Below are 25183 nucleotides of genomic sequence, written 5' to 3'. Positions count from 1 at the left end.
TGGCCTCCAGACAAATTGCTGTAGATTGTCAGTAGTTGCCCTCATCCCAATCGTTTGGCGGCCATCAGCCGCGCGCCACCTGTAGTTTTACCATGTAATGAGGAGAAGATGTAACATGAAACGCGCCCTCGTCACGTTCCTGTTTTTGCTATTGGTCTTGCCGGCACTCGCCTGCAGCCTTACCTCGGCGGAACCCACCCAAACACCCCAACCAACCGCCATTCCCGCCACGGACACACCGGTCCCTACGGAAGCGTCGCCGACAGATACCCCGATCCCGCCAACGGAAACGCCCGCCCCCACGCCCACCCTCCCCCCAGATCCCCGCGCCGATTTCGTCGATTATCAGAGCGACGCGCTGGGGCTGGCCTTCCAGTATCCCGAATCCTGGACGGTAGACGAAGCGGGCGCGTTCATCAGCGTTGTCAGTGACGCTGCCATCCTCGATTCGCAGGATTTCACCGCCGGCGCGGGCGTCATCCTCATCTCCGACCCGACAATGGGGGACCAATCTCCCGAAGATGTTCTCGACCAGTTCGTTTCCCCAGATGCCGGCCTCTTCGCGGATGCGGAAGTCGTTTCTGAGCCAACGCCGCTGCTGATTAACGGCCAGGTGGCCGTGCAGGCAACCTACCTGGGCACGCTGGAGGAGGTTCCCGTCAAGGCGACCATTACCGTAATCGTCAAAGGCCAGGCGGCGGGCGTTGCCGTCGCCCTGACGCCGCGTGAAGGCGAAGAGGCGTTGGAGCCGGTCCTCAACGAAATTGTCAGTAGTATCATTGTTCTCGGCACGGGCGGGCCACAGGAGGAAGGCAACGTCAATCTGGGGCAAAGTGTGGAGGGGACTGTGCCGGCAAATACCGCCTCCACCTGGAGCTTTACCGCGGAAACCGCCAGCACGGTGAGCATTCTTGTGGTTCCCGGCGCGGACCTGGACGCCGTGGTGGATGTGCTGGACGCGGATGGGCAGTCGGTGCTGCCGGATGGTCCCGTGGACGAAAGTTTTGACCAGGAGGAGATTCAAGGGTTGGCGCTAGATGCCGGCACGTACACGATCTCCGTAACCGGTTTTGGCAGCAGTGCCGGCAAATACACCCTCACCATCTCCACCAGCCAGGGCGTCCTTAGCGACGCCGAACCCATCGCCTTCGGCGACATCCTGGAAGGCTCTCTCAGCACCAACGGAACCGCCACCTACGTCTTCGCCGGACTGGCCACGGAAACCGTGGATATCGCTGTTGTCCCTGATGGCGATCTGGATGTCGTCGTCACCCTCTACGATGCCATTGGCAAGGAACTGCAATCCACGGACGAATCGTATGGCGACGAATACGTGGCCTTCACGCCAGATGAAGACGACGATTACTACGTGCAAGTCACCAGTTTTGACGGCAGTGCCGGCACATTCACCATCTCCGTCAATGCCGGCGTGAGCGAACTCCCCCTCATCCCCGCAAATGGTCTGCTCCTCTCCGAAATCGCTACCGCCGTAGCCGAAAACGAAAGCATCGACTACACCCTCACCGCCCTGCAATACCACCCCTACACCATCATCGTCGCCTCCATCGACGACTTCGATGCCATCGTTGAGGTTCTCGCCCCCGATGGCAGCCAACTCATGGAGCAAGATTACTCCTACGAGCAAGAAGAAGTCCTCTTCATCCCGCCCGAAGATGGCGAATACACCGTGCGCGTCACCGGATACGACGGCATGGCCGGTAGCTATGACCTGGACATCTTCCGCGGTGGCATTGGCGGCGTCGGCGTCACCGGCAGCGTCATCGTCACCGGCGACACCCTGGCAGAGTCCAATGAAAGCCACTCCTACCCCTTCACCGCCATCAGCGACACGCCCGTGGCCGCCATGGTCCGCCCGGAACCCGGCCTGGACATCGTGGTGGAAGTCGTTGACGACGACACCGACAAGGTACTGCAAACCATTGACAACACCTACGGCTATGAGCGACTCCTCTTCATGCCCCCGCCGGACGGCGGCAACTACTACATCTCCGTCTCCGGGTTCGATGGGGCCACCGGCTCCTACGACATCACCCTGTTTGGCGGCCCCGACATCTTCTTTGAGCTGGCCGTCGGAGACACCATCTACGGCACGCTGGGCGACGACTCCTTTGCCGGCTACACCTATCGCGGCTATGCCGGCGACATGGTCACGGTCACCGTCATCCCCACCGCCGACCTGGATGCGGTGCTGGAACTGGAACCCCTGGAAGGGGACCCCTACGCCTCCGTGGACGAGAACCTGGAAGGCGAAACCGAAACCGTCGATCGCGCCTTCACGGACGATGAACTCATCTTCATCGTCGTGCGCGGCTTCGACGGTGACACCGGCAGCTTCGTCCTGAACGTCGAAGCGCAATAGGATTGGGGATTGAATAACCCGGACGCTTAAACATGACAGGTCTTCAAAGACCTGTCATGTTTACTGGAGTCTGGCGTTTTTGGCGTGGAGGCTTCCGCCAGTCCACATATGGGGGTTGACCCGGCTAAAGCCTCGACTCCGATCACCCTATGTGGAATTCGCCAAACGCCAGATGTTTATTCAATGGACGCAACCCTCAAGTGCCTCGCGCCTGCCTCGTTTAATCCGCCGCCACCAGATAGCGATTGCGGATGTTGGGGATCAGGTACTCGTCGAAAGCACGATCCACGTCGTATGCCGGTTGCCATCCCCAATCTCGCCGCGCCGTCTTGTCCTCCAACTCGGCGGGCCAGCTATCCACAATCCCCTGCCGCTGCCAATCCGGCGCAAACGTAATCTCCGCCCCCGGAAAAGCCTCCTGCACCCGCTCCCGGAACGCCGCCGCCGTCAGGCTAAAACTGGTGACGTTGTACACCAGGCGGCTTAACTTCTCGCGCGGAGCCGCCGCCAGGTCCAGCAGCGCCGTCACCGCGTCCGGCATCGCCATGAAGGGAATCTCCGTATCCTCACGCACGAAGCAAGCGTATGGCTCCCCTTTGGCGGCAGCGTGCAGCATCTCCGGCCCGTAATCGCTCGTGCCCCCGCTGGGCACGGTAAAGGCGCTGATCAGGCCGGGGAAGCGCACGGAGCGAAAGTCGAGCATCACCGGCCGGTCCGCGGCCAGTTGGCGGTAGTGGCGGCTGAAATAGTTGCCCAGCATCTCGCAGTACAGCTTGTTGCAGCCATACATCGTACTGGGATAGTTCCAATCCCACTCACGCACGCGGCGGAATGCCTCCTTGCGCGCCAGATCGGGCAGGCCGTACACGGCAATGGAGCTGGGGAAAATGAACTGCACGGGGCGGCCACGCCACTGCGATTGGTCCGCCGCCAGTTTCAGCAGCCCCAATGTCCCATCCACATTGACGCGGTGCGCGACTTCGGGCGTATATTCGCCGCGCGTGGAAAGGAGCGCGGCCAGATGATAGATGGTATCGAATTCGTATTCACTCACCAGACGAGCCAGCAAATCTTCGTTGAGGATACTGCCTTCAATGTGTGTGACGAGGGGGGCAATTTCCGGCGGCATTGCCTTCAGATCCAGTGTCACAATCAACCTATCCGTGCGCTGTGCCAGCGCCCGCACCAGGGCAACGCCTATCTCGCCCGACGCCCCCGTAATCAAAATGACTTTTTTACGCATTAGGATACCTCGTTCAGTCAGAAAATTGGGAAGTTTGCAAGACCTGACAGGTTTTCGAAGACCTGTCAGGTCTCAAGTATAGCCACAAATGGCGGATGCTGCCTACGAACAAATCAGGGATAATAGCGTATTGTCGCCGGACTTTTCCGCAAACAAGAACCTTTTCCACGCATCCGGCAATATCCATCCTGTCCCCGGATGCGTGCCAATCGTTGTCCTGGCGCGGTGCAATCGCCAGGTACAATGCGCCATTTCGTGGTATACCTGACACCATGCGCGAAAAACACCTGCTCATCCTCATCCTGCTCGCCTTCACGCTCCTGGGCATCGTTTACGCCCTCACGACGCCCCCGTTTGAAGCCTCCGATGAATTGTGGCACTACCCCATGGTGCGCCACCTGGCCGATGGCAACCCCCTGCCCGTGCAGGACCCGCAAAATGTCGGCCCCTGGAAACAAGAGGCCAGCCAGCCCCCGCTCTACTACTACCTCGGCGCGGCCCTCACCTTCTGGATTGACACCGGCGACATGCCCCAGGTGCGCTGGCTCAACCCGCACGTGGACAATGGCGTGATCACCGCCGACGGCAACATCAACCTGGCCGTGCACGACCCTGCCGCCAGCCGCTGGCAGGGGGCACTGCTGGCCGTGACCCTGGTGCGCCTGGCCTCGGTGCTGTTGGGGCTGGCGACCGTCGTCCTGACTTACTACCTGGCACGGGCGGCGGCGCCACATCGCCCGGAAATCGCCCTGGGCGCGGCGGCTCTGAATGCTTTCACGCCCATGTTCCTGTTCATCAGCGGCGCGGTCAACAATGATAACCTCGCTTTGCCGCTGACTGCTTTGGGCGTCTGGCTCATGGTGCGAACAGTGCGACGGGCGCGGCAAAATCAGCCCGTCACGGGGCGGGATTGGCTATTGTTGGGCATCGTCGTGGGCGCGGCGGCGTTGACGAAGGAAGGCACGCTGGCGCTGCTGCCGCTGGCGGGGGGCACGCTGTTTTTGGTGGAGTGGCAGGCGGCGGCAGAACCGGCCACGCTGCCGGCATTTACCCGCGTGTTGGGGCGATCATTGCGGCGGTTTTTGTGGGTGTTGATGCCGGCATTTCTCATCGCCGGCTGGTGGTACATACGCAACCTACAACTCTACGGCGACTGGCTCGGCTGGAACGCCTTCCTCGCCGTCCTCGGCCAGCGCGCCCACCCCGCCAGCCTCGCCCAACTCTGGGACGAACGCTGGGGCTTCCTCCTCTCCTACTGGGGCCTGTTTGGCGGCGTCAACGTCCCCATGCCCACCTGGATTTACCGCGTCTTGAACGGCATCCTCATCGTCGGCCTCATCGGCTTTATCCCCTTCGTCGCCCAACGCCTGCGCGCCTTCTGGAACAGACCACGCCACCAGTCACGCAACGTTGTTGCCGGCATTCTCCGCCTATCCATCGACGAATTCCCCCTGCTCATCTGCCTCCTACTCAGCGCCGCCGTGATTTATGGCGTCATCCAGTGGGCCACCGTCACCTGGTCCTCCCAGGGGCGGCTCGTATTCACAGCCATTTCCGCCCTCAACGTGCTGCTGGCCCTGGGGCTGGCGGGCTGGTTGCCACCACGGCCGGCGCGCACCCTGCTCACCGTCATCGTCGGCTTCTTCTTCCTCGTCGCCGCCGCCGCGCCTTTCCTCTGGATTCGCCCCGCCTACACACATGTCTATGCGAATGAGGATGCCTCACTGCCCCATCCGCTCGACCTCCACTTTGGCGGACAGATGCGCCTGCTCGGTTATGACGTGGACAAAACAACCCTCTTCCCCGGCGATCAGGTAGAAGTGCGCCTGCTGTGGCAGGGTGAGCAGCCCATGACGCGCGCCTGGAGCGTCTTTGTCCACCTCAATGATCCCGTGTTGGGCGTCCCCATCGCCCAGCGCGATATGTATCCGGGGCAGGGATTGGTGGCGACGTCGCTGCTGCCTCCCGGCCAGCGGCTGCTGGACCGCTACATCCTCCAGGTTCCGCCGACGGCAATTGCCCCGGCGGACCTGTCACTGACAGTAGGGCTGTACGATTACGACACGGGCGAACGCCTGCTGCTGGCGGATGGCACGGACACCGCCGCGCTGGCCACATTGATGTTGCAGCCACGTCCGGGCAGCATCCCCAATGCCCTAAACGTCAACTTCGGCAATGAGTTTACCCTGCGCGGCTACGAAGTGACGCCGCGCCGCGCCCGCGCCGGGGAGTCACTGATGATGCACCTCTACTGGCAGGCAGACGCCCCTCCTTCCCGTGACTATACATTTTTCGTGCAAGTGTTGGGCGCGGAAAATCGGCGCTGGGCAGCAGCGGACATCGCGCCCACGCCGGACACGTCCCACTGGTCGGCGGACGAATTGCAGATGGTGACGTTTCCGCTAACGCTGGACCCAGATACGCCGGCGCAGGTGTTCCCGATAATTGCCGGCATCTATTGGCAAGACCCCGACGGCAATTTCCACCGGCTGCAAACCGTCACCCCCACAGGCCGCCTCACCGACGACTTCCTCGAACTCACCCAGATACGCATCCTCCCCTAACCTCCCACCCCATACCTCATACCTCATACCTCATACCTCCCACCTCATACCTCCCACCTCATACCTAAGAGGGATTGACCTTCTCCCATCCCCGGAGAAAATAGGCATTCCAACGAGGCAAGAATCGCATGACAATCAGCAAACCATCCACAAAACAAAAATCGACCGGACTTGACGGGTCCGACCTGGCTCGTTCTCCGTGGGGGGTGGGGATTATGGCCGGCATCCTCGCCGTCCTCGGTGGCATCATCCTGGCTGTCGGGGGACCGTTGGCGGCGATTGCTTTGCTCGCTGCCGGCATTGGCGGCCTCATCGTCCTCCGCAACATGGAAATCGGCTTCTGGGGCGTCATCGCCGTCATCTGCCTGCTCCCCTTCGGCACCATCCCCATCGACATCGGCGTCACCCCCACTCTGCTCGACGTCGCTTTGGGCGCGGTTGCCGGCATCTGGCTCCTCCGCCTCGTCACCGGCCAACAACAAACCATCATCACCTCCCCCATCACCCTCCCCCTCGTCATCTTCATCATCGTCGCCATCTTCGCCTTCATCTTCGGCCTGGCCAATGGCCCCCTCACCACGCAGTTGCTGCGCCGCTTCGCCGAACTCCTCCTCAGCATGGGCTTCACCCTCGTCGTCATTGACTTCTGCCGCGACTGGAACCGGCTGGAACGCCTCGTCAAAGTGTTGTTGTGGGCGGGCGCGGGTGGCGCGGCCATGGGCATCGTTCTCTGGCTGCTGCCCGACGGAACCGCCAACGACATCCTCAACGCCCTACAGCGCATCGGCTACCCCGGCGGTTGGGTCATTCGCTACATTGAGGACAACCCGGAGCTTTCGGAACGCGCCATCGGCACGGCTATCGATCCCAACGCGCTCGGCGGCCTGCTGTTGATGATTGGCGCGCTGACCGGAACCCAACTCGTCGCCAAACGCCCACTGCTGCCTCGCTGGCAAATTGCCGGCATTTTCGCCCTCCTCCTCATCTGCCTCGTTCTCACATTTTCCCGCGGGGCCATGTTCGGCCTCGCCGTGGGCCTCGGCTTTGTCGCCGTCGCCCGCTATCGCCGCCTCATTCCCGTCATGCTCGTCATCGGCCTGCTCTTCCTGCTGCTCCCCGTCACGCAAGAATACGTGGCCCGATTTGTGGAAGGCATCCAGGGGCAAGACCTGGCCACGCAAATGCGTTTTGGCGAATACCGCGACGCGCTCACCCTGATCGGGCGGTATCCGCTGTTTGGCGTGGGTTTTGCCGGCTCCCCGGACATCGACCTGTATCTGGGGGTCGCCATGATTTACCTGACCATCGGGCAGGAGATGGGGTTGCTGGGCCTGGGAACGTTTTTCGTCTTGATTGGAACTATTTATGGTTACGCTTATGTCAACCGCCGCGCGTTTGGCGCGGACCGCCCCCACGATGCGGTCTGGTTGGGATTACATGCGGCGCTGTTGGGAGGATTGGCTGCCGGCATTTTCGACCACTACCTCTTCAACATCGACTTCCATCACGCCGTCACCATTTTCTGGCTACTCATCGGCCTGGCTGTCGCCTCCACGCGCCTCGGGCACCACAGCCCTTCTCTCCACAGCGCCCCAATGCCGGCATAGCCCTCATAAACCTACTCTTCGGAGGTCCTCATGCGCCGCCTGATATATTGTTTCCTCCTGCTCATTCTGGCCTCATTCCTGGTCGCTTGCGGAAGCAGCGCCGACACCGTTCCCACACAGGTTCCCATCGCCGAACCGGGAAACGAAACCCCAAGTGCCTCTCCCCGTCCGACGGACAACCCCGCCGACCTCCTCCCACCCACCTGGACGCCCCAACCCACCGCGGACAGCCTCACTCCCGCCGTGGGTCAGTCTCCCAACAACGACGCCCGCCTCACAGCCGGACAAACGATCTACATTGTACAGTCTGGCGACACGCTGGGAAGCATTGCCGAACTCTACGACATCTCCATCGACGATCTTGCCCGCGCCAATAGCATCAGCGACATTGACCACATCGAAGTCGGGCAGCAACTTGTCATCCCGTGAACAATTCTCTCCAGCCCATCGACACAAAGTGATCATTCGCATCGTCCAGGGCTTTGCGCGGTTCATACGAAACGAGTGAAGTATCCCAGAGGTGGGGGGCTTCCTTACGCGCTCGGAATGACAAAACCACACCGAATCCGCCAATACCAAACAGGCGTCACACCCTTTCCAGATTGGAGCAGCCCTGGAAACGGCTCCAGCCTGCGCAAGTCCCACAAAATCAAAAAGCCCCTGGTGTGATACCAGGGGCTTCTTCATTTCACTTGCTAGAGGGTCCAATCACGACAGTGTGGGCAGGGCCTCTTCGATCGTCATCGGTTCGGCGCTGCTCTTGGCGACCAGAACAACCTGCCCGTTCTGGACGTCCACCAGGATGGTGTCCCCTTCTTTGAAGACGCCGGACAGTACCGCATCGGAAAGGCGGTCTTCCACTTCCCGCTGTACCAGACGGCGCAGCGGGCGCGCCCCAAATTCAGGATCGTACCCCTTCTCGCCCAGCCACAATCTGGCCGCTTCCGTCGTCTCCACCGTTAATTCGTGTTCGGCGAGCCGGTCATTCACTTCCTGCACGACGATGTCCACGATCTGCACGATGTCCTGCTGCGACAACTGGCGGAAAACGATAATGTTATCGACGCGGTTGATGAACTCCGGGCGGAATTCCCGCTTCAACTGCTCCATCAACTTCTCGCGCATCTTTTCATAGGCATCCGCTGCCTCCGCGGCCTCGTCTCGTTGATAGCTGAATCCCAGGCGACCGCCTCGTTTGATCGTCTCTGCACCGATGTTGGACGTCATGATGATGATGGCGTTGCGGAAATTTACTTTCTGTCCCTTGGCGTCGGAAAGGTGTCCTTCTTCCATGATTTGCAGCAGGATATTGAACACTTCCGGGTGAGCCTTCTCAATCTCATCGAAAACGACGATGGAGTAGGGACGACGGCGAATAGCTTCCGTCAATTGGCCGGCATCCTCATACCCAACGTAACCCGGAGGGGAACCAACAAGGCGAGAGACCGTATGCCGCTCCATGAATTCGGACATATCCAACTGCACCAGCGCGTCTTCGCTGCCAAACAGGAAACGCGCCAACACTTTGGTCAACTCCGTCTTCCCCACGCCGGTGGGGCCGAGGAAAATGAAGGAGCCAATAGGGCGGCGGGGGTTTTGTAGACCCACGCGAGCACGGCGGATCGCTTTCGCCAGAGAGACAATCGCCTCCTCCTGCCCGACAATGTGCCGCTTCATGTCTTCTTCCATGTGCAGAAGACGAGCCGATTCTTCTTCCGTGAACTGCACGACGGGGATACCCGTCCACATGGCCAGAACTTCGGCCACGTCTTCCGCCGTCACGGCCAATGCGGTCGCACCACCGCTGTGTCCTGCACGCACGCTGTCCAACTGCATTTGCAGGTCGTCTTTTTGCTGGCGCAGGTCGGCGGCATCTTCATCCCGCCCCTCTTCCAGTGCCGCCGAATACCGCTCCTGAATTTCCCGCAAGTCGCGGAACGTGTCGCGCACCTGGGTACGTTGTGGGGCGCGATACATGCGCACGCGAGAAGCGCTTTCGTCTATCAGGTCAATGGCCTTGTCCGGCAAGAACCGCTCCGTGACGTACCGGGTGGAAAGCTGTACGGCCGCATCAATAGCTTCGTTTGTAATAAGCAGGTTGTGATGTCGTTCATACATGGGTTTGATTCCATGCAGAATTTGCACCGCTTCTTCCGGGGAAGGTTCGTCTACGTAGACCGGCTGGAAGCGACGCTCAAGAGCCTGATCGCTCTCAATGTATTTGCGGTATTCTTCCAGAGTGGTTGCGCCGACACATTGCAGTTCGCCACGAGCAAGGGAAGGTTTGAGGATATTGGCGGCGTCTACGGAACTGCCGGCAGAACCCGCCCCCACCAGCATATGCACCTCATCAATAAACAGGATTGCATCGCTGGACTTTAGCTCCTCAATCACCCGCTTCAATCTTTCTTCAAACTGCCCCCGATACATCGTTCCCGCCACCAGACTACCAACATCCAGTTGCAGCACGCGCTTATCATACAAAATCTCGGGGACCTGCCCATCAATGATACGCTGCGCCAGACCTTCCACAATGGCTGTCTTGCCCACGCCCGGCTCGCCAATCAAAGCCGGATTATTCTTCGTCCGTCGCGCCAAAATCTGGATCAAGCGTTCGATCTCCACCTGGCGACCAATCACGGGGTCCAGTTTTCCTTCTTCAGCCAGCGCCGTCAAATCCGTCGCCAGTTGGTCCACCATGGGCGTTTTGCTTTTTTCCTTCTTGGTGCCGCGCGTACTCCCACTACCACGCTCGGAAGTCGGAACGGGACTTTCCTTCAGCATCCGATGCGTCTCACGCCGCACCTGCTCCGCGTTCACGCCAAACTTGCGCAACACATCCATCGCCAACCCATCATTCTGGCGGGCGATGCCCAATAGCAGGTGCTCCGTGCTAATGTAATGTTGTCCCATACGACGGGCTTCTTCGACAGCAAGCTCCAACACCCGCTTCGTTGTCGGGGCCAGTTCCGGCGTATTAAAGGGCGAACGTTTGCCCGTGCCGGTCAGGCGTTCCACCATGGACTGCACACGCCCCGTTTCCAATCCCAATTCACGCAAAACACGCCCAGCCACACCACCCTCTTCGCGCAGAAGGCCAATGAGAATGTGTTCACTCCCAATGTAGCTATGATTCAGGCGCACAGCTTCTTCCTGCGCCAGGCCGAGAACGCGACGTGCCCGCTGCGTAAACCGTTGCCAGTTCTTTGAATTCACAGTTTATCACCTCTTTGATTGCAGAACGGAAGTCGCCAATTTGCTGGAGCAGCGGCGGAGCAGGTTCCCCACGCCGCCAGAGAATGCGCCTCAATCCCGGCGCCATGCCTCCTTGAATCTGACGGAATCAGGCGCGGTAACTATTCAGTCCCCCACAGTGCGACACACTGCGAGAGTGCGTCGCACCTGTATAGCTAGAATCCGACTACCGTCAGATTATTCTTCTTCAATCGTACTACCCCAGGCCAGATCGGCATCCATGTACTTGTCCGACGCCACCTGTTTCAGGCTGAGTCCTATTTGTTTTTGTTCGGGGGCAATGCGAATGATCCGAGCAGTCACGACCTGTGACCGATGGACAACCTGGTTAGGATGCTTGATGCGATCTTGTGCCATTTCCGAAATATGGATAAGGCCCTCGAAATCGTAATCGTCGTCCGCCAGACGAGCAAACGCGCCATAGTCCGTTAGCTTGGTAATGGTAGCCTCTACCAGTTGGCCGACCTGATAACGCTGTTCGATTAAAGACCAGGGATCAGGCTCCAGTCGCTTCATGCTAAGAGCTACGCGCTGCCGCTTCTGGTCCACGCTGAGAACGTAGACGCGCACTTCGTCTCCCACCTTGACGACATCGGCCGGCCGGGCCTGTCGTTTCCAACTTAATTCGGAAACGTGCACCAAACCTTCCATGCCGCCAATGTCCACAAAGGCCCCAAAGTCGGCCAGGTTGACGACACGCCCGATAAGGGTCTGGCCTTCCTGGATTGAGTCGAGGAGTTGGGTACGTTTGGCGGCGCGCATCTCTTTCATCGCGGCCCGCTCGGACAAGATAAGGCGGTTGCGGCTGCGATCAACTTCAATGACCTTGACGTGAATTGTCTTGCCCACATAGGGTCGCATGGCGTCTTCGCTGGCCGCATTGCGCATCTGGCGACTTATATTCAACTGCGAAGAGGGCAAGAAACCACGTACCTGTCCGACACGCGTGAGGAGGCCACCTTTGTTGAATCCAATTATTTTGCATTCAAAGGCATCCTGCGAGTCGTGAAGTTGTTGGGCGTGCTCCCAATCCTGCTCCTCTACGGCTTTGCTGTAGGAAAGAATAATGTTGCCATTCTTGTCCTCCGGGTTCAGCACGTAGACGGGGATTTCGTTGCCCACGGCCAGTTTGGCCCAGGTAGCATCATCCATCTTTTCTAAATCGGTCAGGTTGATGAAGCCTTCCGATTTGGCCCCAATGTCGACCATGATCGCATTATTGCGGTGGGCGACAACGGTGCCGATACGGACTTCCCCGATGGTAGGAATCCCCAGGTTGAAGTCTTCCGATAGGAGAAAATCCATGGGGTGCCCCATGTCAATCATTTCTGGTTGCGTTTGATCGTCCAAGTTATCCATAACCTCTTTTCGTTCTTCACCTTTTGTAGGCTATACAAATTATACTGCGTTCTAAGGTCTTGACAATGAGAAATGTATCTAAGGGTTCGCTTGGAATGAACTTTTGGCCTTCCAATACATCAGAACCCTTCCAGCGCATCCGTCCATTCCCGAGCGAAGCCTTTTTTAACGGATGCGCCCTCAGGAACGGGAATTAGATAAGACGACGAAGTTGTTTCCTTACCGTTCCTTCAAACTGACGATGCAATTCCGCACTTTATTTCATCGTCAGTCCTAAGGGCGCAAGAGTTCTTGTTGACACCGTGGAGATTGGCAGTCACGGCACTGACCCGGTGTTTACGTTCCGTTAATCAACATTTGCCGCTGTTTGCGTGTTTGCTGCTTTCTGACTACTATATTTTCGTGGTAAGGCAGGGAGCATTTTCAGGCCAAACACGACTGGAGGCACCTGGTGTCACTCAATTGTGTACCGGTCGTGGTATAATGTTGGCGTTTTCTGGCAACTCACAGGACAGTTTGGAGGGATATTCCATGCGCGTGAAACCAATCTTTGTTACGAGAGAAGCCGTGGCTATTGCTGGCTTCCTGCTTCTCGTCATCACCATTTTCATTCTGTCAACCTCTAATGCCGCGGCGCGTTCCGCGGAATCTCGTTCACCTCAGGGAGTTCAGTCTACCAGCGTGCTGGTGATCAATGAAATCGACTATGATCAACCGGGAACGGACGCGGCTGAGTATATTGAACTGAAGAATGTTAGCGGCGCGGCGCTGGACCTGGACCCCTACCAGGTTGAACTCGTCAATGGTTCGGGACCAAGTGTGTATCTGACTATTGATTTGCCGGCATTCTCCCTTCCCGACGGTGATTATTATGTCATCTGCGCCAACGCCGCCACCGTCCCCAACTGTGACCTGGACATCAGCCCAGACACCAACCTGATCCAGAATGGCGCACCGGATGCCGTTGCCATCACCCTGGACACCGTCGTTATCGAAGCCGTCAGCTACGAAGGCGACACCGGCGCACCCTACACCGAAGGCTCTGGCGTGGGTCTGATTGATACGGGTTCGGAGATCAATGCCGGCATTTCCCGCTACCCCGACGGCACTGACAGCGACCAGAACAACATCGACCTCAGCTACCGCTGCAACACGCCCGGCGCGGCCAACACCGCCGACAACATGTTCTGCGACGGCACACCCACCCCCACCCCCACATCCGACGGCAGCACCCCCACCCCCACCGCCACCGCCACATCCACCCCTACCCCCACCGCCACCCCCGCCGGCCCCACCCCCACGCCCATTGTCGCCGGCTCGCCGCTGATCATTAACGAGATCGACTACGACCAGGCAGGAACCGACATGGCGGAATTCGTGGAACTGAAGAACGTCGGCGGCAGCGCCATCGACCTCTCCGAGTACACGCTGGAACTGGTGAATGGCTCCGACGGACTACCCTACCTGACATACGCCCTCCCCCCCGTTTCCCTGGCTGCCGGGGATTACTACGTCATTTGTGCCGACGCCAACATGGTCGCCAACTGCGACTTTGACGTAACCCCGGACACCAACCTGATCCAGAATGGCGCGCCCGACGCCGTTGCCATCCGCTGGACAATTAACAATCAGGTCTTCGATGCCGTCAGCTACGAAGGCGATACCGCCGCTCCCTATACGGAAGGGTCAGGCATCGGCCTGGAAGACAACTCCGCCATCGTCCAGTTGGGCATCTCCCGCTATCCCGATGGCGTGGACACACACCAGAACAACGTAGACCTTTCGCCACGCTGCATCACGCCGGGTGAAGCGAACACCGCCAACGACACCAACTGCGACGGCTCGGCCACCCCCACGCCCACCGCGACGGCGACCAACACCCCCACGCCCACCCCCACGGCTACGCCTGCCCCCTCGACGGCACGTATTTACCTCAGCGCCGACAGCGCCGGTACGGTCGGCCAGCTCACCTATGGCACGGAAGACGTCATTCTCTATGACCAGGCAGGCGGCTTCTGGGCCATGCTGTTTGATGGCTCCGATGTGGGGCTGGCGAACACGGTGGATATTGATGCCCTGCTCTTCCTCCCCAGTGGTCGCCTGATCATGAGCTTCGCGGCGACGACCAACGTCCCCAACATCGGCCCAGTCGCCAACGCCGACCTCGTCATGTTCATCCCCACCTCTTTGGGCAGCAATACGGCCGGCAATTTCATCTTCATCTTTGACGGCTCCGACGTCGGGCTGGATACCGCCGGCGAAAACGTGGACGCCCTCAGCGTGGCACCCTCCGGCGTTCTGCTCATGAGCACCAGCGATGCCTTCACCGTCACCGGCGGCCTCACGGGTGAAGATGAAGACCTGATCGCCTTTATCCCCACCCAGTTCGGCCAAAATACCAGCGGCTCCTGGCAGCTTTACTTCGACGGCTCCGACGTCGGCTATGACCAAAGCCCCAACCAGGACATCTCCGCCGCCTGGGTGAACCCCGCCAACACCTACATTTACCTCAGCCCGCTGGGACAAACCGGCCCGGTAGTAGGCGGAGACGACATCATCTACTGCGTGCCCGGCTCGCTCGGAACCAACACCTCCTGCCAAAACATCGTCTTCTTCTGGAACGGCGCCGGCAGCGGTCTCGTAGGCAACATTGACGCGCTCCACCTCCAGTTCACCAACAGCCCGGTCATTGAGCCACTTGGCCTGGAACCGTAGGGCTTGATCTGGAAAAAGCCTGGTTTCGATTGACGGAACCAGGCTTTTTCTTTCTTGAACGGCGCCGGACCATCAATCCGCGCACTTCCCTTTTCCGAATGGCGGGCAGCTACAATTCGCGCATCCAACAATTCACGTATGCAAAGGAGGCAACATGAATAGCATTCGCACACGATCACTGTGGCGCGGCAGCTTCGCTCTCTTCCTGGGCGTCCTGCTGCTCCTGGGCCTATCCACGGCCCTGACCTTCAAAACCAGCGCCGCGCAACCGGCCGTCTCTCAAGGCATCCCCGTCCTCATTAACGAACTGGATGCCGACCAGGACGGAACCGACGCCGCCGAGTTTATAGAACTGTACGACGGCGGCAGTGGCAGCACACCGCTGGATGGACTCGTCCTCGTCTTGTTTAACGGGTCCAGCGATACGGCATACACGCCCATCTTTGATTTGGACGGCTACGCCACCGATGCTGATGGCTATTTTGTCATTGGCAGTGTACCTGAGGCTGATCTCTATTATGCCGGCACTTCCTGGCTGCAAAACGGAGCAGACGCCACCGCACTCTACTACGGAGACGCCGCCGACTTCCCCGCCGGCACGCCCATCACCACCACCAACCTCATTGACGCCCTCGTCTACGACACCGACGATGCCGACGACCCCGGCCTGCTCACGCTGCTCAATCCGGGGCAGCCACAAGTCAACGAAAATGGCGCGGGCAACGGCATATTCGACGCCAGCCAACGCTGCCCCGATGGCGGCGGCGGTGCGCGCAACACCTACGCCTACATCCAGGCCACGCCCACCCCAGGCAGCGCCAACAACTGCCCCGTCTCCGGCGACCTCGCCCTGGTGAAAACAGGCCCCGTGGCCGTGGAATCCACCCCCGGCAGCCTGCTGGTCTATGACATCACGTTGATCAACGAGGCGGGCACATCTGCTTCCGCGCTCGTTTTGACGGATACATTGCCGGCATCCGTCAGCTACGTCAGCGATAACAGCGGCGTGGTTCCCACCAATCCCGCCCCCGGCGTCTACGTCTGGTCCCTACCCGACCTGCCCGCCATCACCACCACCACCTTCCAACTCACCGCCACCCTGGACATCACCCAGGCCAATGGTGCCATACTCACCAATCAAGCCAACGTCAGCACCAGCCTGGTCGGCGACGATGCCGGCAACAACAGCGACAGCGCCGACACCTACGCAGCCGCCGCCGTCACCATCTACGACATCCAAACCGTAGCCGACCCGGCAGCGGACGACGCTTCCCCCTACAACGGACAAATCGTCATCGTCGAAGGCGTCGTCACCGCCGCCCCCGGCGAAATCGACAACCCCTCCCGCCTCTTCGTCATGCAAGACGCCGCAGGCGGCCCCTGGAGCGGCGTCCCCGTATTCCGGAGCAGCAGTTTCGGCGGCCTCGTGGCCCCCGAAGGCACACACGTGCGCGTCATAGGAACCGTCTCCGAATACTTCGGCCTCACCGAACTCAACTTGAGCAACGATCCCTGGTCAGTAGAAGTACTGGACACCGTTCCCGCGCCAGAACCGGCAATCTTGACCACCGGCGACTTCCTCGACAACAATCCAACTGTTGCCGAACAGTGGGAAGGCGTCCTCGTCGAATTCAACCAGGCCACCGTCACCGACGATGACCTGGGCAATGGCGAATGGCATTTCGACGATGGCAGCGGCGTGGCCCGCGCCGACGATCTGGGCGGCAACGACGGCAACCTGACCTACACGCCGCAAAACGGCGACACCTACGCCTACCTGCGCGGCATCGGCTACTACAGCTTCGGCAACTACAAACTTGAACCACGTAGCGACACAGACATCGCCCTACTCCCCAATCTGGTTATCAATGAACTAGACGCGGACATGGCCGGCGACGAAACAACAGAATTCATCGAACTGTACGACGGTGGCCAGGGCAACACCCCGCTGGATGGCCTCGTCGTCGTCCTCTACAACGGCAGCAACGACACCTCATACTCGCCCGTTTTCGACCTGGATGGTTATACGACGGATGCGGATGGCTACTTCGTCATCGGCGGCAGCGGCATTATTGACGCCGACATCACCGTCACCCAAACCTTCTGGCTGCAAAACGGACAAGACGCAGCGGCGCTTTACCTTGGCGACGCCACCGACTTCCCCAACGGCACGCCCGTGACCACAACCAACCTGGTAGACGCCATTGTCTACGACACCGACGATGCCGACGATCCCGGCCTGCTCACGCTGCTCAATCCGGGGCAGCCACAAGTCAACGAAAACGGGGCCGGAGACAAGGACAACGACGCCAATCAACGCTGCCCCAATGGCGCCGGCGGTCAACGGAATACGAACACATATATCCAGGCCCTCCCCACACCCGGCGGCGCGAACAACTGCCCCATCGGCGGCGACCTGGCCCTGATTAAGACCGGTCCGCAGGCCGTGGGGTCCGCGCCGGGCAGCGTGCTGGTCTATGACCTCACGCTGGCGAACGACGCGGACATGGCAGCCACCACCGTCGTCCTCACGGACACCCTCCCCACCGACGTCAGCTACGTCAGCGATAACAGCGGCGTGGTTCCCACCAATCCCGCCCCCGGCGTCTACGTCTGGTCCCTACCCGACCTACCCGCCATCACCACCACCACCTTCCAACTCACCGCCACCCTGGACATCACCCAGGCCAATGGCGCGGTACTCACCAATCAGGCCAGCGTCAGCACGGACCTGGCCGGAGACAATCCGGCCAACAATAGCGACAGCGCGGCCACCTACGTAGCCGCCGCCGTCACCATTTACGACATCCAGATGGTGGATGACCCCGCCGCCGACGATGCTTCCCCCTACAACGGGCAACTCGTGTTGGTAGAGGGCGTCGTCACGGCAGCGCCGGGCGAAGTGGACAACCCCTCCCGCCTCTTTGTCATGCAGGATGCGGCGGGCGGTCCCTGGAGTGGCGTGCCCGTCTTCCGCAGCGGCGGCTTCGGGGGCCTGGTGGCTCCTGAAGGAACCGTGGTGCGCGTCCTGGGGACCGTCTCCGAATACAATGGCCTGACGGAGTTGAACCTGGGGACTACGCCGTGGGCCGTGGACGTGCTGGGCGCGGTTTCTCCGCTGGACGCAGAAATGCTGAGTACGGCGGCATTCGATGACGTGGACGCGGCCATTTCGGAACAGTGGGAAGGCGTTTTGATTGCGTTCCACGACGCCACGGTCACGGATGATGACCTGGGCTTTGGCGAGTGGCACTTTGATGACGGCAGCGGCGTGGCCCGCGCCGACGATCTGGGCGGCAACGACGGCAACCTGACGTATCTGCCGCAAAACGGTGACCACTACGGGTTCATTCGCGGCATCGGCTACTATAGCTTCGGCAACTACAAGCTGGAGCCACGTAGCGACGCAGACGTGGGTCTGCAAGCGGCGGCGCCGGAAATCAGCAAAGCGGCGCCGGTGCTGGTGGCTCCGGGCACGCTGTTCACCTATACGATTACGGTGGACAACGGGCTGGGATACGACTTGACGGATGCGGTGATTACGGATATCGTGCCGGCAAACGTCGCGTTCGCCTACGCGAATGATGCCGGCAGCTATGATGGCAGTCTCGTCACCTGGAACCTGGGCACGTTGCCCACCTACAGCAGCGTCAGCGTCAGTTTTGCCGTGACGGCAACGGAAGGCGTGGGCACTGTCACAAATGATCAGTACGCGGTGAGTGCCGGCAATTTCATCACGGCAACCAGCGGCGCACCCGTCGTCACACTGATCGGCGGCGAACTGAACATCCACGACATTCAGGGAGCCGGCCACGTCTCCCCGTTCAACGGCATCATGGTCACGGGCATTGACGGCATCGTCACCGTGGTGGACAACAACGGCTTCTACTTGCAAGAAGCCCAGGGCAGCGCCGACAGCGATCCGGCCACATCGGAAGCCATCTACGTCTACACAGGCAGCGCGCCGGGCGTTCAGGTCGGCGACGCAGTGACGGTTGATGGCACGGTCAATGAGTACTATCCCGGCGGGATCAGTGCCGGCAATCTCCCCACCACGGAACTCGACGCTACGAATGTCACCGTGGACTCCTCCGGCAACCCCCTGCCGCTGGAGACCATCATTGGCAGCGGTGGGCGCATCCCGCCGGACATGATCATCGACAACGACACCAATGGCTACGTCGAAGAAGGAACCGTCTTCGACCCCGATGAGGACGGCCTGGACTTCTACGAAAGCCTGGAAGGGATGCTCGTCCAGGTCAACAACGCCCTCATCGTCGGCGCCACCTCCGGCTTCGGCGAAATCGGCGTCGTCAGCAATGATGGCGCGTATGCGTCCGGCCTCACCAATCGCGGCGGCATCGCCATCCAGGCTGATGACTTCAACCCCGAACGCATCCTCATTGACGACGCGCTCACGCCTGACCCGCCACAAGTCTCCGTGGGACAATCGTTCACCACCCCCGTGATCGGCGTAATGAGCTACAGCTTTGGCAACTTCAAGCTGCTCAACTTCGAACCACTGCCGGCAACCACCGGTACGCTCGACCTGGAAACGACCACCCCCGGCGCGGACGACGAACTGACCATCGCCACCATGAACGTGGAAAACCTCGATCCTGGTGATGCTGCGACCAAGTTCGACGGCCTGGCAGACCGCATCGTCAACCACATGCTCTCACCGGACATCATCGGCCTGCAGGAGGTGCAAGACAACAACGGCGCCACAAATGATGGCACGGTGGACGCCAGCGACACCTACCAGGCGTTGATTGACGCCATCGCTGCCGCCGGCGGCCCCACCTACGACTTCCGCGACATCGCGCCCGAAGACAACATGGACGGCGGGCAGCCGGGCGGCAACATCCGCGTCGGCTTCCTTTTCAATCCGGCGCGCGTCTCCTTCGTGGACCGGCCCGGCGGCGACGCCAACACCGCCACCGACGTGGTTGCCGGCGACAACGGACCTGAACTGACCTACAGCCCCGGACGCATTGACCCCACCAACGCCGCTTTCGACGACAGCCGCAAGCCATTGGCGGGCGAATTCCTCTTCAACGGGGAAACCGTCATCGTCATCGTCAACCACTTCAACTCCAAGGGTGGCGACCAGCCGCTGTTTGGGCGCGTGCAGCCGCCGGAACGCGCCTCGGAAGTGCAGCGGCATGCGCAAGCGACGGTGGTCAACGCCTTCGTGGACGACATCCTGGCGCTGGAAACAACGGCGCGCGTAGCCGTCGTAGGCGACTTGAATGACTTCGACTTCTCGGAGACGCTGGACGTGCTGCGCGGGGCGTCGGATGGCGACGTGGTGCTGCACAACCTGGTGAGCGATCTGCCACAGGCGGAGCGGTATACCTACGTCTACGACAGCAACGGGCAGGTGTTGGACCATGTGCTGGCCTCGCCCGGCCTGTACGACGCGCTCACATTCGTGGACATCGTGCACACGAACGCGGAGTACCCGGCGGACAGCCGGGTGACGGACCACGACCAGGTGTTGGGACGGTTCTCGATTCCTGGCGAGCCAGAACTGCATATTGCCAAGTTTGTGGAACTGCCAAACGACCCGGTGCAGCCGGGGGATGTGGTGACATTCACGATCATCTTGAGCAATACGGGTTACGCGGATGCGGAGGATGTGCTGGTGACGGACCTCATTCCAGAGGGGTTGATTTGCGGCGATATCATGGAGACCGTGATTGTGCCGGCATCTAACGACCTCGTCATCATCCGCTTCACCGCCGAAGTGGCCGACAACACCTGGGACATGACTATCACGAACACTGCCAGCTACACGCATAGCTCCGGCAGTGGTTCCGCCTCCGTCTCCCTCACCGTTGGTCCACAGACATTCTTCCAGTTGTTCCTGCCCATCATGGCCGGAAAACCATAAAACCTTGTGCGGACGACACAGGCGGGGCGCATGGGCGTATAACCTGAATACGCGCCGCGCCTGAGTCAATCAGCCTGATGACGAAAGAAGCCGTGATCCTCCGGGATCGCGGCTTTTTTCATCTCCGGGAGGTCACCTGAGCCAGGGCTGAGATTGGCAACGGTGATGCTGGTGGCGGTTTGGCCTGATCCGCAAGTCTGATATAATGCGAAGCGGCGGCGCGGCGGAAACGTGCCTTTTTTTGTGCCCTGGTGCGGTTATCACGCCAGACATCTTGCAGTGAAACATGAGCGAACTCTCCCCAGAAATAAGCGAAGCAGCATACCGCTGTCCCCAATGCGACAGCCAGATACAGCCAGGCGACACGGTCTGCCGTATGTGCGGCGCGGCTATTCCTCCTGATCTATTCGCTGCGGTGGGAGAAATGCCGGCATCCAACACCCCCCTCTCTCCCCCTCCCACCGCCACGCCCCTCCCACCCATCGTCGAAAGCCAGATGCGTGAGCGCCAATCCCGCCTCACCCTGCTCATAACCGCCGTCATCACGGCCATCACCATTGGCCTGGCGGCCATTGTGCTACAAAACCCCACCCCCGTCATGCTGGCCCTCGTGCCCACGGCCACGCCAATTCCCCCCACAATCACCTACACCCCCACCTGGACCCCCCTGCCCAGCGAGACCGCCGCCCCCACGCAGCCGCCAACCATCACGCCCACGCCCCAACCCACGGAAACGCCACAGCCGCCGATCCTGGTCACAGTCGCGCCCGGCGACACCCTGTTTTCTCTGTCATTTCGCTATCAGGTGTCTATTGACAGCATCGCCCTATTAAACAACCTGTCGCCGGACAACCCACTTATTCGCGCCGAACAGCAGCTAGCCATCCCCTGGCCCACACCCACGCCGCCGCTGGAGGCCTTGCTCGTGCAGGTGGGCGCGGATACCGTGCTGGCGGACCCCACCAACTGTGAACGGTACGAAATCAAAGGGAACGACACGATGGTGGCCGTGGCCGTGAAGTACAGCGTCCCGCTGGACGCCCTGCTGGCCGTCAATCGGCTAGACGTACAGTCGCTAATTCGCCCCGGGGACACCGTCTGCATTCCGGCCATCAGCTATACGCAAGCGGAACTGGTAGAAACACCCGGTCCCTCTCCCACGCCCGGCCCGACGGCGCTCCCCGGCGGCCCGCACCTGCTCTACCCGCCGCAAAACGCCGTCGTGACGCCGCCGGACAGTCTCGTCGTCTTGCAGTGGGTTGCGGTGAAAAATCTGGAGGAATCGGAGTGGTACATGGTGGAAATGCTGGACTTGAACGCCGTGGATAGCCACCCCCACCGCGCCTTTACACGACAAACCTCCCTGCAAATTCCCTCCTCCTGGCGGCCCGAGGTTCCCGCCGAGCGGTTGATCCGCTGGCGCGTGAGCATCGTGCAGGTCACGGGACGGCGCGACGATGGCGGCTTTATCTTCACCTACGGCGGCGCGGCCAGCAATGATGGCTACTTCACCTGGATGGGCGCCATCCCCACCCCAACGCCGACGGCGACGCCAACGCCAGAAGCGACGGCGATGCCGACGGGGAGCAATAGCTAATGGTAACTGCGAGATTGGACCAATTCCACCAGAGAAAATTGGTCCAATCTGGCCTGGCAGTTACAGTTAATGGGTGAATGGGGGAGTTGTCGAATGGTTCAGGGCCATTTGTGGCGTCGCCATCTCACTCCTGGAGGAATGGATTGCGGAGCCGTTCGTCGCCGATGGTGGTGACGGGGCCGTGGCCGCTGAGGACGCGGGTTTCGTCGGGGAGGACCATGAACCGTTCGCGGATGACGCGCATTAGAACCGGATAACTGCCGCCGGGGAAGTCGGTGCGGCCAATGCCTTGCTGGAACAGCACATCGCCATCAAACAGCAGGTGGTAGTCGGGCGCGTAGAAGCTGACGTGGCCGGGCGCGTGGCCGGGCGTTTCCCAAACGCGCAGCGCGATTTTTCCGATCTTGAGCTGCTGCCCTTCTTGCAGGAGTTCGTCGGCAGGCGGCGGCTGTTCCATGGGGATGTCCCAGAGGCGAGCCATGTCTGCGCCCTGCGCCAGCATGGAGACGGCTTGCGGGTGGACGTAAATGGGCGCGCCGGTGAGGGTTTTCAATTCGGCCAGCCCGCCGACGTGGTCAAAATGGGTGTGGGTGAGCAGGATGTGGGTGAGCTGCAAGCCTTCGTCGTCGAGCTTCTGCTTGATGGCGCGTCCGTCCCAGGAGGGGTCAATGACGGCGGCGTGACGGGTGGCCTGGCAGCCGAGGATGTAGCAGTTTGTTTGCAGGGGACCAAGTGGAAGTTGAAGGGTAGTGATTGTCATGGGGTAATTGTAGCTGAATCAGTGGATAGTGGTCAGTGGATAGTGGTCAGTGAATAGTGGTCGGAGGCGTTGGTCCCAAACATGCTCAAATCAGGGAGCCGATGGCTATTCCTGTCTCGAGCCATGGGCAGGAGCCATCATAAATACGCAGCCAGACTGGTAAAATCGAACAGGATGTAGGGTATGTTATCAACAATACGCTGTTTGCGCCCGCGCATGAAGGCGGCGACCCAGGCGTTGGTGATATTGTCCACGTCGTAGCTGCGGTGGATGACGGCGTACAGTTCCAATTCGCGCAATTTGAGGAAATGGGGAAACTGCGCCAGCCAGTCGGGGTGCAGCCGGTTTTCGCGCCGGTAGCCACGCAGGAAGTGGGGCATAAAGTGGGCGGTGAAGGCGGCGGGATCGGGGACGCCGGTGCCGGCATAAAAGAGGACGATGGCAATGTCGTTGGCATACCAGCTATAAACGCAGTCGTCGAAGTCAAAGAGGGTGATTTGTCCGGAGTCGGTGATGAAGAAATTGCCGGCATGCGCATCCTGATGCACCAACCCATACGACACCTCATCCCGGGGCAAGGCGCGCAAATGGCGCATCAACGCCTCATACCGCGCCAGCGCCGCTTCCTCCGTCGGTGGCAGCAGCCGCGCCACCTCAGACATCATCTCGTCATCCCAGTGTGGTCGCCATCCGCCTGAATCGGGTGGCTCATACCGCTGACTCAGCGCGTGCATCCGCCCCAAAAGCTGCCCATAAGTCGCCATCATCTCCGGCGTCCAATCAGCGGCGCGCGGCGAGCGACCGGGCGCTTTGTGGAACGCCGTCGCCAGAAATTGCGCCCCCCGACCATCATCCACGACTTCTACCAACCTGCCCTCCGGCGACAACACCGGACCGGCCACGGCAGCGCCGCCCGCAGCCAGATAGTGCAGCCAATCCACTTCCCCCTGGATCATGGCCTGGCTACGGCGGAAACTGTGCCCAATTCGCAACACAAAGTCGTCATCCTGGCGCGTGAAAGCGTACATGAAGCTCTCAAACCCATCGAGCAAGGTAATATCGCCAGGCGCAATGTCATATCGTTGCATCACCTGACGCAAAATATCGTCGTTAAAACGTTCTTTGATTCTGATTTCCAAAATACCTCCTGATTTGTTTCCTCAACTGCTGCCGACTCGTGCATCGCCACTGTGCATCCTGTCGCTAATACAGGTTCTCCCGCAGGATGGTCTTTTCAAGCAGGCCAAATTGCTCACGTCGCAGATAGTCAAACAACAACTCCGGCAACCGATGCCCATCATCACCATGACGTATCCGTCATTTCCAAATCTATTAACGGATGCGCCCTATGCACACAAGTGTGTGTTTATCCAGCATATCTTTATCCAGCATGTCGTAGTATAATACATATTGGGTTGACTGAGCCATCCGTCAAATGGATTTTGACGAGTGCCGCAGTCAAGGCTTAAGCCGGGGTCTTTCCGAAAAATCACCAACAGAACCCAGCTATAAAGAAGGTTTATAGCGGCACATAGTTTATTGGGGTGGTGAAACCGTTTCCATACGGGTTCGTTTGACCGAAGATGCCAAAGAGCGTTGGCCTTTTGCGCCAAACTTGCCCCAGTTTGTCGGACTTTCTCAGGGGGGCGCTTGCCGGCTACCCCCCTCGATTTAGAGAGGTACACGCCCCTACACCGTGGGGGCGTTCTTGCTGCCAGTTACGACGAACCAGCACAAGTTCTAGCTAACATCAGAGCGGGCTGGCCGTACCTTGAAAGAACAGGCATATTTATTCAGCCTGGAGATC

12 protein-coding genes are annotated in these 25183 nt (G+C 60.0%); 7 read left to right on the top strand and 5 right to left on the bottom strand.

Annotated features, from left to right (window positions below; genetic code table 11):
* The first annotated feature begins 115 nt into the window (after positions 1–115).
* Positions 116–2380, top strand: a complete 2265-nt coding sequence (locus H6650_19365; protein MCB8954168.1) for a hypothetical protein — start codon at positions 116–118, stop codon at positions 2378–2380.
* Positions 2381–2600: 220 nt separating this feature from the next.
* Here H6650_19365 and H6650_19360 read toward each other — a convergent pair whose 3' ends face one another.
* The gene (locus tag H6650_19360; protein MCB8954167.1) at positions 2601–3623 is read right to left on the bottom strand and encodes an NAD-dependent epimerase/dehydratase family protein; all 1023 of its coding nucleotides are present in this window, start codon (positions 3621–3623) and stop codon (positions 2601–2603) included.
* 272 nt (positions 3624–3895) lie between these two features.
* Between H6650_19360 and H6650_19355 the strand changes: the two genes are divergently transcribed.
* From H6650_19355 to H6650_19345, 3 genes are all read left to right on the top strand, one after another.
* Positions 3896–6187, top strand: a complete 2292-nt coding sequence (locus H6650_19355) for a glycosyltransferase family 39 protein (GenBank protein MCB8954166.1) — start codon at positions 3896–3898, stop codon at positions 6185–6187.
* A gap of 128 nt (positions 6188–6315) precedes the next feature.
* Complete coding sequence (locus H6650_19350; protein MCB8954165.1) at positions 6316–7794, top strand: O-antigen ligase family protein; 1479 nt, start codon at positions 6316–6318, stop codon at positions 7792–7794.
* 30 nt (positions 7795–7824) lie between these two features.
* A complete protein-coding gene (locus tag H6650_19345; GenBank protein MCB8954164.1) occupies positions 7825–8223 on the top strand; it encodes a LysM peptidoglycan-binding domain-containing protein in 399 nt (132 codons plus the stop codon).
* Positions 8224–8502: 279 nt separating this feature from the next.
* Here H6650_19345 and H6650_19340 read toward each other — a convergent pair whose 3' ends face one another.
* Together H6650_19340 and H6650_19335 are read right to left on the bottom strand one after the other, a co-directional pair.
* A complete protein-coding gene (locus H6650_19340; GenBank protein ID MCB8954163.1) occupies positions 8503–11010 on the bottom strand; it encodes an ATP-dependent Clp protease ATP-binding subunit in 2508 nt (835 codons plus the stop codon).
* A 216-nt stretch (positions 11011–11226) separates the two neighbouring features.
* Positions 11227–12408, bottom strand: coding sequence for a S1 RNA-binding domain-containing protein (locus H6650_19335; protein ID MCB8954162.1), 1182 nt, complete (start codon positions 12406–12408; stop codon positions 11227–11229).
* A 531-nt stretch (positions 12409–12939) separates the two neighbouring features.
* Here H6650_19335 and H6650_19330 point away from each other — a divergent pair.
* The 3 genes from H6650_19330 (at position 12940) to H6650_19320 (ending at position 22616) form a co-directional block, all read left to right on the top strand.
* Complete coding sequence (locus H6650_19330; protein ID MCB8954161.1) at positions 12940–15123, top strand: lamin tail domain-containing protein; 2184 nt, start codon at positions 12940–12942, stop codon at positions 15121–15123.
* Positions 15124–15277: 154 nt separating this feature from the next.
* Positions 15278–21019 (top strand): DUF11 domain-containing protein, encoded by a 5742-nt coding sequence (locus H6650_19325; protein MCB8954160.1) that lies wholly within the window; start codon positions 15278–15280, stop codon positions 21017–21019.
* Positions 21020–21305: 286 nt separating this feature from the next.
* Positions 21306–22616 (top strand): LysM peptidoglycan-binding domain-containing protein, encoded by a 1311-nt coding sequence (locus H6650_19320; GenBank protein MCB8954159.1) that lies wholly within the window; start codon positions 21306–21308, stop codon positions 22614–22616.
* A gap of 124 nt (positions 22617–22740) precedes the next feature.
* Here the strand turns inward: H6650_19320 and H6650_19315 are convergent, their stop codons facing one another.
* Both H6650_19315 and H6650_19310 read right to left on the bottom strand, forming a co-directional pair.
* Positions 22741–23376 carry an MBL fold metallo-hydrolase gene (locus H6650_19315; protein MCB8954158.1) on the bottom strand — a complete coding sequence of 212 codons (636 nt, stop codon included), beginning with the start codon at positions 23374–23376 and terminating at the stop codon, positions 22741–22743.
* Between the two features lie 137 nt (positions 23377–23513).
* Complete coding sequence (locus H6650_19310) at positions 23514–24515, bottom strand: phosphotransferase (protein MCB8954157.1); 1002 nt, start codon at positions 24513–24515, stop codon at positions 23514–23516.
* Positions 24516–25183: the final 668 nt, after the last annotated feature.

It is taken from the genome of Ardenticatenales bacterium (assembly GCA_020634515.1).
GTDB lineage: Bacteria > Chloroflexota > Anaerolineae > Promineifilales > Promineifilaceae > JAGVTM01.
Note: the sequence above shows the minus strand (reverse complement) of the source record. Positions and strands in the feature narration are given on the sequence as shown.

Coding starts and splice junctions, on each gene's coding strand:
- H6650_19355 (MCB8954166.1), top strand. CDS start 3,896: ATGCGCGAAAAACACCTGCTCATCCTCATCCTGCTCGCCTTCACGCTC.
- H6650_19360 (MCB8954167.1), bottom strand. CDS start 3,623: ATGCGTAAAAAAGTCATTTTGATTACGGGGGCGTCGGGCGAGATAGGC.
- H6650_19330 (MCB8954161.1), top strand. CDS start 12,940: ATGCGCGTGAAACCAATCTTTGTTACGAGAGAAGCCGTGGCTATTGCT.
- H6650_19345 (MCB8954164.1), top strand. CDS start 7,825: ATGCGCCGCCTGATATATTGTTTCCTCCTGCTCATTCTGGCCTCATTC.
- H6650_19325 (MCB8954160.1), top strand. CDS start 15,278: ATGAATAGCATTCGCACACGATCACTGTGGCGCGGCAGCTTCGCTCTC.
- H6650_19365 (MCB8954168.1), top strand. CDS start 116: ATGAAACGCGCCCTCGTCACGTTCCTGTTTTTGCTATTGGTCTTGCCG.
- H6650_19320 (MCB8954159.1), top strand. CDS start 21,306: ATGAGCGAACTCTCCCCAGAAATAAGCGAAGCAGCATACCGCTGTCCC.
- H6650_19335 (MCB8954162.1), bottom strand. CDS start 12,408: ATGGATAACTTGGACGATCAAACGCAACCAGAAATGATTGACATGGGG.
- H6650_19350 (MCB8954165.1), top strand. CDS start 6,316: ATGACAATCAGCAAACCATCCACAAAACAAAAATCGACCGGACTTGAC.
- H6650_19315 (MCB8954158.1), bottom strand. CDS start 23,376: ATGACAATCACTACCCTTCAACTTCCACTTGGTCCCCTGCAAACAAAC.